General features: G+C 45.1%; 9 protein-coding genes. 7 read left to right on the forward strand and 2 right to left on the reverse strand.

Going from position 1 to position 12,957, the window contains the following annotated elements:
- Positions 1–14 precede the first annotated feature (14 nt).
- From ACFFJH_RS13575 to ACFFJH_RS13585, 3 genes are all read left to right on the forward strand, one after another.
- Complete coding sequence (locus tag ACFFJH_RS13575) at positions 15–2,660, forward strand: TonB-dependent receptor (RefSeq protein ID WP_390213386.1); 2,646 nt, start codon at positions 15–17, stop codon at positions 2,658–2,660.
- A gap of 377 nt (positions 2,661–3,037) precedes the next feature.
- Positions 3,038–4,819 carry a sensor histidine kinase gene (locus tag ACFFJH_RS13580; protein ID WP_390213387.1) on the forward strand — a complete coding sequence of 594 codons (1,782 nt, stop codon included), beginning with the start codon at positions 3,038–3,040 and terminating at the stop codon, positions 4,817–4,819.
- Positions 4,816–5,529, forward strand: a complete 714-nt coding sequence (locus tag ACFFJH_RS13585) for a response regulator transcription factor (RefSeq protein ID WP_390213388.1) — start codon at positions 4,816–4,818, stop codon at positions 5,527–5,529. The genes ACFFJH_RS13580 and ACFFJH_RS13585 overlap by 4 nt, the downstream gene beginning before the upstream one ends.
- 85 nt (positions 5,530–5,614) lie before the next feature.
- Here the strand turns inward: ACFFJH_RS13585 and ACFFJH_RS13590 are convergent, their stop codons facing one another.
- Positions 5,615–7,021, reverse strand: coding sequence for a sugar ABC transporter substrate-binding protein (locus ACFFJH_RS13590; protein WP_390213389.1), 1,407 nt, complete (start codon positions 7,019–7,021; stop codon positions 5,615–5,617).
- Between the two features lie 353 nt (positions 7,022–7,374).
- On the opposite strand from ACFFJH_RS13590, the gene ACFFJH_RS13595 reads away from it, so the two are divergent.
- From ACFFJH_RS13595 to ACFFJH_RS13610, 4 genes are all read left to right on the forward strand, one after another.
- Positions 7,375–8,589, forward strand: a complete 1,215-nt coding sequence (locus ACFFJH_RS13595) for a DUF5009 domain-containing protein (protein ID WP_390213390.1) — start codon at positions 7,375–7,377, stop codon at positions 8,587–8,589.
- 274 nt (positions 8,590–8,863) lie between these two features.
- On the forward strand, positions 8,864–9,427 hold the full coding sequence (locus tag ACFFJH_RS13600) for a DUF6882 domain-containing protein (protein ID WP_390213392.1): 564 nt from the start codon (positions 8,864–8,866) through the stop codon (positions 9,425–9,427).
- 285 nt (positions 9,428–9,712) lie between these two features.
- On the forward strand, positions 9,713–11,350 hold the full coding sequence (locus tag ACFFJH_RS13605; protein WP_390213393.1) for a methyl-accepting chemotaxis protein: 1,638 nt from the start codon (positions 9,713–9,715) through the stop codon (positions 11,348–11,350).
- Positions 11,351–11,528: 178 nt separating this feature from the next.
- Positions 11,529–11,978 (forward strand): hypothetical protein, encoded by a 450-nt coding sequence (locus ACFFJH_RS13610; protein WP_390213394.1) that lies wholly within the window; start codon positions 11,529–11,531, stop codon positions 11,976–11,978.
- A 106-nt stretch (positions 11,979–12,084) separates the two neighbouring features.
- Here the strand turns inward: ACFFJH_RS13610 and ACFFJH_RS13615 are convergent, their stop codons facing one another.
- Positions 12,085–12,957, reverse strand: coding sequence for a hypothetical protein (locus tag ACFFJH_RS13615; protein ID WP_390213395.1), 873 nt, complete (start codon positions 12,955–12,957; stop codon positions 12,085–12,087).

Here is a 12,957-nt window from a genome sequence, read left to right on the forward strand (position 1 = left end):
CGACACGAAAGATTATGCATCTGGCCATCGCTGGTGCATGCTCGATGTTAGGTTTTCAAGCCGATGCTCAGAAAGCCACCAACCCGCAAACCAGCACCAATAAAACGGAAGACAACAAAAAGGAAGTCATTCCCGAAATCATCGTCAGTGCCACGCGCCAAGCAACTTCTTTACTTAAAACACCCGTTGCTGTCACCGCACTCAAAGCCGAAGACTTAATACGGGCTAACGTCAAAGAGTTACTCAACCTCAGCGGCACCGTTCCCAACGTACAATTTGGTTTATCCAGTGGTGATTCTGGCGTATTGGTTTCCATACGTGGTGTCACCTCAACTAACTTTACTGAAATTGGTGATCCTGCGGTCGGTATCCACATCGATGGTATTTATTCCCCGCGACCACAAGGCTCACTGGCCTTAATGTTCGATCTGGATCAGGTAGAAGTTTTACGTGGCGCGCAAGGTACTTTATTCGGACGCAACTCAACCGCGGGTGTGGTCAATATTCTGCCCGCCAAACCTGAATTCAAAACCAACTACGGTTGGAGCTCACTCAATCTCGCCAATTACAATGGTAAAGAAATTCGCTCGGTCTACAACTTCGGCATCAGTGATAGCTTCGCCTTGCGTGCCGCAGTGATGATGGATAAACGCGATGGCTATATCAAACAAGAACGTGATTTAAGTGATCGTGGTGTTTTATTGTCCGATGGCCACGGCGGTGCCAACTTCACGCCAGACGGCAAGCCGGATGTGGATCAACGTTTAAATCGTGTGTTATCGCCTAAAGATTACTACTCTAATTCCAATCAATGGGCCACCCGCCTGACTGCGCGCTGGGCGATTCATAAAGATTGGGAATGGACAGGTGGCTTTGAACACTATCAAAATTCAGGCGCAGGTGAAGTTGGCTTAAAAGACTGCAAAATGGCAGCAGGCACTCGTTTCGCGTGCGGTCCACAAGGCCAGTGGTATGCCAAAATCAATGTCCCTGGCAAACTGGACATGAGCATAGACACCTATCGCAGCAATCTGGTGTGGAAACTCTCACCACAAACTGAACTCGGCTATAAAGTCGCTTACGCGGTACAAAAACGAGCTCAAAATCACGATGATGATGGCGGTCAAACTTTCCTCGCTTCGGATGTCGGGGTCATGGAACCTTGGGGCAATTGGGGAGCGCAGCATGCATTAGACTGGGCCAGTTACACACTAGACTCCAATTACCGTTCGCTAGTCAATGAAATTCAGATCAAACAAAATTTTGATCAATGGCGCTATGTGGCTGGTATCTTCAATATGTCCGAAAAAAACGCTATCAACTTCGCCCAAGACAATTTGATTGCAGCACCTTGGGGCATGCCACAAGGCCAATATTATGCTCAACCTGATCGTCAAGTCCATTCCAAAGCGCTGTTTGCACAAGCTGATATCAAATTAGCAGACAGATTGTCAGCGACGGCAGGTTTCCGTATGAGCAAAGATAGTCGCGAGGATCTTGGCGGTGTTAGCGCCGGCTTATGGAGCGCCGATACGCCATGGTATTACAACGGCCTATATACGCCTAAAGCGCTAGGTACTGGCACACCGCATAACGGCACCGACCTCACTTCGGGCATGGGACCATTTGCTGGCGTAGGCGTATTCCCTGAGCCTGTCGTCAATACCCATAAAGCAAGCTGGTCAAAACCAACTTATCGCCTCGGTCTGCAATATGACATCGACAAAACAACGATGGTCTTTGCCTCGGCTGCGACCGGTTATCGTCCAGGTGGCTTCGGGGACAAATTTGATACTTGTGGTGGCGGAACTTGTACCGATGGCAGCAAACAAAAATACAGCTACCTCGAATATCAACCTGAGCTCACCACGAATTTTGAAGTTGGTTATAAAGGTCGCCACTTTGATAATAAGTTAGATTTAAGCGTAGTCTATTTCCACACCAAATATAACGACATGCATGTCACTGGCATGAATGCAGTGGGTCAAAGAAAATTACGCGCGGATGAAACTTGCCCAGATTGGAATCCAACTTGTGATGTAGTGACCGCTTGGAAAACAGAAAATATTGGTAACTCAAGAATCCAAGGCTTAGAAATCGAGTACAAAGCACGTCCTTGGGTTGGTGGCACTTTATCTGGTTACGCTTCAGTACTAGATTCCAAAGTCACTTCTTATCCAACTTATGATGACAATTGGATGTGTGGATATCGTCAAGAATTTGGTGCGGAACCATGCGCCCCGCTTTATCTAGGATCGGATCCTAGCAAACGCGGTCGCGCAATCCGTAATGTGGTCGGCAATCAACTCCCGATGGCACCGAAATATTCTTATGCAATCAACTACTCGCATGATATCGAATTGAGCAATGGCTGGATGCTGACGCCTTCTATCGGGATGCGCTATCAGAGTCGTATGTACTTCTCCGTCCGTAATTTAAATAATCCTGTGATTGGCGATTACCAAGACGCATATACGAATTGGAGCGCAGCATTGAAATTAGCAGGCCATGATGACAAATGGAATGTGGAATTGTGGGGCACCAATTTGAGTAATAACATCGTCAAAAACTGGATGGGGCAAGGTAATGCGGGTGGCTATACTTTTAACAGCTACAACCCACCAAGAATGTTCGGCATACGTGCAACGATCAATTACTAAATCGCTGATTACAATGAAGTTATGTAACAACGACGTTAGCTAACAATGAGTCAAATACCAATAACTTCCAATATAAGGAAAAAATTTGGAAAAAGTTTCCCCCAGGACGTTGTACCAATTAGTTCCATTGCTGAGTCTCCCCCACTGCACCAGCAAGAAAACTGGATAAGTTACACCAGTTTTAAAAAGAACTGAGACTGTATGTCGAACTGGCTTTACACGGCAAATTTCGTTTAGAAGTTTGCCGTTTTTTTCTATTCACTTTTTCGACAAGTATGCACATGGCGGCACTTACCTCAAGAAACAACATCCATCAAAGCACATCCATTATTTTCTGCTGGAACCAACTCACGAATGACTAAGAACGCGCTACATTAATGGACTCATCTTTTCAACAAAATATTCATCAACCAAGCACCCAAGTAGCCATCAAAAAGACCGAGAGAAAAATGCGATTTGCAAGACCTAGTTTATTCAACAATCGCTGGACCTGGATAGGCATGATGCTATTCCTCACGGTTGGGCTGTTTGTGTCGAGTACACTAGGTTGGTTATGGTACGCAGAAAAACGAGCAGCCACGGCTCGCCAGTCCTCACTTGACCTACTGTGGATGGAACAATTCATTACCAATAAGTTAGAAGCGCATCAAGTCATGCTGCAAAACTGGGCACTGGATTTAAATTTTACTTCCACCAGTTCGCGCGAAGAATTTCTGCACAGAGTCGATAATTTAGTCAAAGAAAATCATGCGATATTGGCCGTCGAATTCATCGATCAACGTCAGCAACGCATCATGGGCTTACCTGACTATGAACAACGCCCTAGCAATTTACCGCCACTCAATGACCCGCTGGTAAAAGAGGCGATTAGCCAAAGCCGCGATCTTAAAAATATCGCCTATAGCAAAGTCATAGAGCAATTCGCGCCGCTGTGGGTGTTGGCAATTCCCAACCCGAATGAGGCGATGAATGAAAGCACCATATTAGTCACCTATGACTTGGATAAATTGTTGACTCAAGAAGTGCCTTGGTGGTTTGTGCAGCGATACGACCTCAGTCTGGTCGATAAAAATGATAAGCAATTGTCCCCCAGCGAAGGTGGCATTATTTCGCACAGTAAGGAAATTAATCGACTTGATTTTGGACCTGCCAATACCGGTTTATCGCTAAAAACCAGCATACGTGCAACTCAGAATTTTGATACCTTGTTATTTTCCTTGGCCTTTGCGGTACTGCTGTTTGGCTTACTGATCATCTGGCTATTACGCGTACTACGGCGCTGGATAAAAGAACGCCAAGCCACGCATCAAGCCGTGCGTGAGCGTGATGAACTAATACAACATACCGCACGTCTCTCTAGTTTGGCGGAATTTGCCTCCGGCATGGCGCATGAACTCAATCAACCCTTAGCAGCCATTGCCAACTATGCGGCTGCTGCCGAATGCCTACTCCAGACAGAACAAATACAGTCAGCCAAAATCCGGCAAGCTATAGAAAAAATGGGGGAGGAATCACGTCGCGCTGGAAAAATTATGCGTAGTATGCGCAGCCTGATACAGAAAAGTGCAGCACCGCACGAGCCGTATTCACTACCTCATCTGATCAACGAGTCGATAGAACTGGTAGAAGTTCAGGCCAAACGTCAACAAATACAAATACAGTTAGATTCCAACATTCAAGAGCTACTGCTTAACTGTGATGCTGTCATGTTAAAACAGGTTTTGTTTAACCTTTTACGCAATGCCTTAGAAGCCATGGAGTTTTCAGATACTACTAATACCCCTGCTTCTGCTAGGATGGAAGCGCAACTCAAAATCGTCGTTACACAAGATCCTCTTTACGTCACCATCAGCATCACTGACCAAGGCACAGGCATATTTGAAATCGACAAATTATTTCAAGCGTTCTATACCACCAAGTCGGAAGGCATGGGATTAGGCCTAGCTGTCTGTAGAACCGTAGTCGAAAATCATGGTGGCAAAATCTGGGCTGAAAATAATACGAATGGTGGCGCAACATTTAGCTTTCGCCTGCCATTAAATGCACAAAGTACCTCATCGACCAAAACACTAAATACCGCAGTCCCCATTACTTCACCAAATTCAATACAAGCAGCGCCCTCCACCATAATGCAAGCTACTTCCACGGTAAATTTATGATATCGACAGACAAAACCAGCGCAGCAGTCCCGTTTCCTCAGCACGATACGCAGAATGATACTCAGCGCGGCACCCAGCATAAAACGCCACAGATCGCCATCATTGACGACGACCCAAGTGTGCGCGGCTCACTGGTGATGCTCTTGGAAACACGAGATTGGGGTACGCGTGAGTTCGAGCGAGCCAAAGATTTTTTAGACAGCGTTAGCCCTGATCAATTTAATTGTCTGCTAATCGATGTTCGTATTCCTGAAACCAATGGTTTGGAATTATTCGATGAATTAATACGGCGCAGTAAACTCCATAACAGTTATCTGCCGCCAGTAGTTTTTCTGAGTGGACACGGTGATATCCCCTTAGTCGTGCGCGTCCTAAAACAAGGTGCCGTTGATTTTCTAGAAAAACCCGCCGACCACCGCAGTCTGCTCGATGCCATCAGTCGAGCATTGGCCACGGACGAAGCCGCGCGCAGCAACTATTTAACCCAAGCCGACTTGCTGAAAGAAATTGCAGAATTAACTCAAAGAGAACGTATGGTTCTCACCGAAATCGTCGCAGGCTATTTAGGCAAGCAGATCGCAGATCATCTGGCGATCAGCCCCAAGACAGTGGAAGCACATCGCCTGCATATCTGTCAAAAATTAAACGTTCGCACCAGCATGGAGTTAGCCGCCAAACTACGCGATATTCCGCCAAGTTTATGGCAATAGAATGGCCTCATACACTTGCTAACACTCACACTCCTATGTAATTGAACCCGACCATGTGAACCCAACGATGTGAACCCAACCATGTTCAACGTTCATTGGCCAGAATAGCATTTGCCTGATTGGACGCTTGCTCAAGATTTCGCTTAATCGCGAGCGCGCTATGCATATCTTTTTGTCCCTTTCTTTGCGCGCTATCCGCAGCATCTAAGGTATTCATGGCATTTATGGATGTGACGATTTTAGCGATGTGACTACGAAACACCGTCTCTAATTGTCCCCAAGCGGCTACCACTGGATAGTGTCGCCCTAATTTTACTTGCTGAATAAATTCCGCATAATGCGGCTCTCGCAACAAGGAAGGATCGTTCGCTGCATCTAGGCGCGCCGGTAACATACCTGACAATTGACTAAATTTAACCTGCGCTGGACGTGATACCAAATACTTTAATAATTTCCATGCTTCATCTTTGTTTTTGGATGATTTCATCAACGCCAAATCTGAACCTGAAAAGAAAGTTTGATTACCCTTGATACCTGCGGGATAAGATGCCACAGCAAAATTTTTCGCCGTCGCGGTTTCCAATTGCCCGCCCTTCGCTTTCGGTGTATTCAACATTTTTAAAACCCAAGGCCCACTGAAGATCACGGCATATTGATTGGCAAAAAATCCCGATTCAATTTGCACAGAATCTTTTTCCAATGCAGAGCGAGGCACCAAGCCTTCATCGGCAAAACTGGTGTAATAACTGATAGCTTGCAAGGTTTCTGGAGAATTTATGCTGGCCGATTTACGATCCGGACTGAGAAAATCACCGCCGGCATTCCAGATCCAAGGCGCTAGATTATGCAAAATATCTGAATCACTTTTACCGGGATAGCCCAAAGCGGCGACTTTTTTCCCTTCAAAATTGATGCCATTAATCTTCTGCATCGCCTGCTTAAAACTACTCCAGTTGGCAAATGCATCGCTAGGATTAATGCCCGCCCGTTTAAACAAATCGGTACGATAAAACGCAACCCGTGCTCCCGCGTACCAAGGGATCGCATAGACCTTGCCCTGATTGTGTCTATGCGTCGTTACCCACGATGCAGGGAAAAACGCAGCTTCACCACCGACCTCATTTTGCTGTGACTGACTAATCGGTTCTAACGCATCTTTGGCCGAAATAGCCGCGACCCACGTACTACCCAGCTCGAGCAAATCAGGTCCTTGTCCAGATTCTGCCGCAGCGCTAATTCTTGCCCACGCACTTTCCCAATTGAGCACCGTGACGTTGACCCTTAAGTTGGGATTCAAGGCTAAATACGGGCGCAATATTTCACGCATATCTTGCTGAGGCTGCGCGGTGGTGGACATCACCCAAATATTCAACTCTACCGCCCGTGCATGCAGTGAGATACAGCACAATAGCGTCGCCATAAGGTACATCCAATAACGGCAAAAACTGCGACCAACACTACGACACCAAAGTTTGAAATTTACACTATCCATAAAGTAGTCATTGAAGATAACTTAAAGCAAAAAAAGTAATTTAACGTAGTCCGCAACGGCGAACATTAAGCGTGATCGACGATCAAGCACAACAAACATGCCATGCAGCGCAGTGTGCCTTAATTCAATTTCAATTGAAATGTCTATTCTTCGGAGTAAGTAAATTTACCTATGTCTCAAAGTAGTTCTATGCATTGCTGTTTCCAATTAAGCAGCGTAAATTTCCAGACGGCATTATTCGACAGATGGATGACTCTCAGTCGCTCTCCCATCGACCCGCATATCCAGCAATAGTCACGACCTCGTTTCAACTTGTTTAGCTCTCAGAATAGCTTTCAGAAAGTTCGCTTTTTATGTTAACACCTATTAATCGTCTTAAGAATCAAAGAATCATTTCTATTGATGCATTTCGCGGTATCACTTTTCTGATGATGATTATCGTCAATGAACTCGCCAGTGTGACGGGCATTTCAGCATGGCTCAAACACATGCCCGCCTCGGCAGATGCCATGAGTTTTCCAGATATCGTATTCCCCGCATTCTTATTTATTGTTGGCATGTCGATTCCATTTGGAATCAATCATCGCATCAGCAAAGGCGAAACTCGATTTAAGCTTAATTTACATACCCTCATGCGCGCTTTAGCATTGATCATTATGGGAGTTTTTATGGTGAATGCCGAAGAGGGCTATCATCAAGCCTCCATGTCCATACCAATTCAATTATGGGCTTTGCTCTCGTACATCGCGTTTATGCTGATCTGGGGCGTCTACCAATTCAAACAGTCCGTCTTGAATTATGTGCTGACCAGCACAGGCGTGATAATGCTGATCTTCCTTGCATTAAATTATCGCGGTGGTGTCGATGGCAACCAAAGTATGTTGCCGCATTGGTGGGGCATTCTAGGCCTGATCGGATGGGCATACTTGATTTCTTGCGTCATATATCAGCTCTGCCAAGGCAAACAGGCTTTACTATTGTTGTCGATCGCCATTTGTACAGCCATCTATATATTGACGCATCAAACATCTATAGTTGCAGCGGCACAGAATAGTCGCTTATTGCAATTTGTCTTAAGTTGGGATGCCCACGCGGCGCACAGTTCTATCGTGCTATGTGGTCTACTTTGCAGTTTAATTTTCTTTGAAGAAGATGAACGGCTGTCGCAAGCTAATCGATTCTTACGCGCGATGGGACTGACTCTCGCATTGATCGCCACCGCTGCGCTATTAAGACCTGAATTTAAAATTTCTAAAATATACGCGACGCCATCGTGGTGTTTCTACTCTGCGGCAATTTGCATTAGCATATTTAGCTTTTTATACTGGCTGATCGATCTCAAACGCGTAGAAGCGTGGATGCGCCTAGTCAAACCTGCTGCAATCAATCCTTTGATCTGCTACTTATTACCATTCGTGATCGAATCCCTACTCAGCCTAAGCGGCTTACGCTCGCCTTTGCGATCATTCGAAGGCAGCGCTGGCATGTTGGCGGCTTTACTTTACGCTAGCCTTATCATGTTTGCCGTACATGGACTAAATAAAGCAAATTTCAGATTGAAATTTTAAAACAGATCGCTAGTCAGTTTCAAAAACCAAACTAGCGATCAGTCTATCTTCAAATAAAGCTGAACGACACTCACGACATCATCGCTGAGAAGCTCACGCTGCCTCGAAACACGGTCAAAAATATACGCTCTCCTCTTTGAGTACCGCCTTCAAAAACAAACCCAAAACAAGCAAAATTCCACGAAAAATTTAGGATGCTATAATGCAACTTTCTTAAATCAAATCCATTGCCAAGACATAAACATTTGATTTAATTGACTTTTTTATCAGCCTCATGAATAAATTCACTCAATTCTTGAACCGTATTTTTGGGCGGTCAACTTCAAGTGCTACTGCGGAAAGCAGCGCGAGCTTCATCACAACGGCATTTGAAGAAATGGTGGCACAACATCGCCAACACGCTAGCAGTTGGAAACACGGTAAAGAAAAAGGCTGGACGGCAGACCTCAGCGCTGGCGTCATCATGTTCAAATTCGATAAAGATCAAACTGGTACCGCACATTTTCAAACTATCGGCAGTTACGACGAAGTCGCAGGCACATTCACCTGGGCATGGGCAAATGACTCAGTTCCAGCAGCACTCTGCAAACACGCCAAACTTGCAAAAAAATGGGGACTAGCCCAGCAACATCCATCATTCACCAGCAAAACGGTAACATGCACGATGCAAGACGCATGGAACTTCGCCGCCGCGACCAGAAAAATCGCAAACGCAAAAACCGTCTATCGTGGTCGTGTAGGTAGTAATTTTATTTTCATGACCACCGATGAAGTACATCTCGATGCGCTAGGTAGTAATGCACTTTGGGCAGCCAACCGAAATAAGACAAACTGGTAATTGTTCTCCGAGTTTAGTCTCATCTTTGGGTATTCTCGCCCCCACACGCAAATAACAAACGCCGCCAAAACCGCCGTGTAACAAAAGACACGCAGCGCCAATAATTTCCTGTTGAAAATGTTTACTCAGGTGTATCCTGTGTGAGTCGCTATCGACATGTAACGTCAACATCCCTGCAAAAATAACGAGACCCAGCGAATATCTAGTTTTGCTCGCAAGGTACTCTGAGCTACTGCAATTAAGAACAACTAAATGCAATAACGCGCAATAACAAAGGAGACCCACATGTTCACATTCTCTAGCCTACACAATATCAACATCGCAAAACGTCTGGGCTTATTGATACTCAGCGCTATTATCGGCATCGTCGTACTGACAACCTCATTTCTTTTTTCTGAACGTGCTTTAATACTTGACGAGCGCAAAAATAGCGTCAAACAAACGGTAGAGACTGCCCATACTTTGGTTGCGCATTATTACAGTTTAGCGACGCAATCGAAAATCAGTGAAGCCGATGCCAAACTAGCGGCAATGAGTGCGGTCAAGAGCCTACGATACGGCGATGGTGACTACCTTTGGATCAATGATATGCGTCCCTACATGGTCATGCACCCAATCAAACCTGCATTAGACGGCACTGACTTATCAAGCAACAAAGACCCAAACGGTAAATTTCTGTTTAACGAATTTGTGCAGGTCGTCAAAGCACAAGGTGCGGGCTACGTATTTTATATGTGGGCCAAACCAGGCAATGAACAACCAGTACAAAAAGTATCTTACGTCAAAGGCTTTAGTCCTTGGGGATGGGTTATAGGATCGGGTGTCTATATCGACACCGTTGATGCCACCATTTACAAGCAACTCGTCAAAGTAGCTGCCGGTGCGATTTTATTAGGCCTGATTTTGTTTAGCTTTGGCTTTATCGTGGCGCGCGGTTTACTCAAACAACTAGGCGGCGAACCCAATTATGCGGCAGACATTACCAGCCACATCGCTGGCGGCGATCTAACGATTGACATTGATCTCGATAGGAATGATAAGAGCAGTCTCCTGCACTCAATACAAACAATGCGCGATAGCATTAGCCAAATTATTAGTCAGGTACGCCACAGCACTGATGCAATCTTGGTTTCCTCCAAAGAGATCGCCTCAGGCAATATGGATCTATCATCACGCACGGAATCACAAGCGAGCTCCTTGGAAGAAACCGCAGCCTCCATGGTAGAGCTAACCAACACGGTAAAACAAAACGCCGATAGTGCACAACAAGCCAATCAACTAGCGATGTCAGCCTCCAGCATCGCAATCAAAGGGGGCGCGGTAGTTTCAGAAGTCGTGGCCACCATGGGCACTATCAACGCCTCCTCGCAAAAAATTGTCGATATTATTTCTGTCATTGACGGCATCGCATTTCAAACCAATATTTTGGCACTCAACGCCGCAGTAGAAGCAGCGCGCGCAGGAGAACAAGGCCGGGGCTTCGCCGTCGTCGCGTCCGAAGTCAGGAGTCTGGCACAACGTTCCGCCAGCGCCGCCAAAGAGATTAAAGAGTTAATCAATAACTCAGTAGAAAATGTACGACATGGCTCATCGCTAGTAGATCAAGCGGGTGGCACTATGAAAGAAATCGTCGAGAGCATACAACACGTCACCAACATCATGGCCGAGATTACCGCTGCCTCAGATGAACAAACCACCGGAATCGAACAAGTCAATCAAGCAATCGCCGAAATGGACAACGTCACCCAGCAAAATGCTGCGTTAGTAGAACAAGCTGCCGCAGCAGCCGCAGCCATGCAAGAACAGGCAGATCACTTAACACAATTGGTCAGCGTGTTTAAAGTCAATAGTGATGCCGCACCAGCAAGTAGCCCACAAAGAGCACGATCTGTGAGCAATACAAAACGTCTTGGGGTACGTTAAAAGTAAAAGTGAAGTTCATATAGACTAAGCTGAAATTACTAGCTCGCGTTGATGACGTTCACAGGTCGGGTGTGGCCCGACAGCCAATTACCTTTTTTGCTTCGCCAAAAAAGGTAATCCAAAAAAGGCGACCGTAGACTCGCCCTGCGGGTGCTTACGCTACGCTTCAGCATAATTTGTGCATCACAAAAAATGGGAAAGTGTTGAAACTCGCTTCGCTCAGACAACAACACTTTCTTATCCATTTTCTGTGAAGCACAAATTACATCGTCTCAAACGGGGGGAGGTCAAAGTCAAAAACAGAGCCCAAAACCAAAACAAAAACAACGACCTGCAACCAGTATTAGAAAAATGTGCGTCCGTCGATCCTGATTGTTTTGGTGTTGCCGTTGCTTTTGACTTTGCTTTTGAACTTCATCCACTTCTGACACTGCCAATTGTGCAGGACAGAAAATGGATAAAGAAAGCTTCGTTGTTTGAGCCGCAGGCGAGTTTCGAAGCTTTCCCATTTTTTGTCTTGCTCAATTGGGAAGCCGAAGGCCAGTGGCAGCGTGGTCGCCTTTCTTTGCTTACTTTCTTTGGCGAAGCAAAGAAAGTTAGTAGCTGTCGGTCTACCACCGACCTGTGAACGATGAGCATGTTTGCGGGTAAATACATGGATAAAAATCGGTGACTTGCGCGCGAATAAAATTGACTGTTCTTGAGTGGACAAAAAAATTTCCCTAATCACTTAGCTACTTAGTTTTCTTTTCAAAGCTAGTAGAATTTCTCTCGAAATAGCGCTTGAGCCAAGCGTATCTCTCACTCAACTTGGTATCTTCATTCACAATAAATTCTTCGTATGATCGATCAATAAATTTAATAGAATCGTTGTAAAAGTCATTCATAAGATCGAAATCGAAGTTGCTTATAAAGTCAGGGCACAAATAATCTAAAATAAAAAGTCCATCTTCATCAACAGCAATTAATTTCAAACAGCTATTTGCCAATTGAATTTGATAATCATCTAACTTACTTTCTGATCTATGTTTACTCAACGCTCTTAAATACTCAACGGCATGATGACCAATCACTATTCGTGGATATCCTGCCTTTGTTTCAAGTTCATAGCTATTTGCAACGATGGCACCGTATAGCTCTCTTTCATGAAGTTCGACTCCCCACGAAACCTCTAAGCCGCCACGAATAGGTTCACCGTAAGATAGGCCGGCAAAGCACATAATTCCAGCAGCAATAAAAATTCCTTTAATGGCGTTCATAGGGCACTCCGATTGCCCTTGTGCTAGAGAATGATACAAAACCAAACCATCTGACCACCGTTGCTGTTTCGGTTGGGCATGCATTTTTTCGTAAATTAAAACATCTTCTTCGGTCAAAAATTCTTTTATACCGAACTCATCTATTCTTGATCTCAATAAAACGCTTGCACTATTTTGCAACCGAATAATAGGGTCAATTGATTTTAAATATGACTGTTTAAATTTTTCAAAATCTGCACAATTCTTTTCTTTTGGCAAAATGTTTTGTCCCTGCAGTGCTTTTTTTTGTCCTAGTAAATCAATAAAGCAAGCACAAAAATTGTCTATGCTATTTTCTGGAATAGTCAT

The sequence above is a fragment of the Affinundibacterium danionis genome, assembly GCF_042432465.1.
GTDB lineage: Bacteria > Pseudomonadota > Gammaproteobacteria > Burkholderiales > Burkholderiaceae_D > Undibacterium > Undibacterium danionis.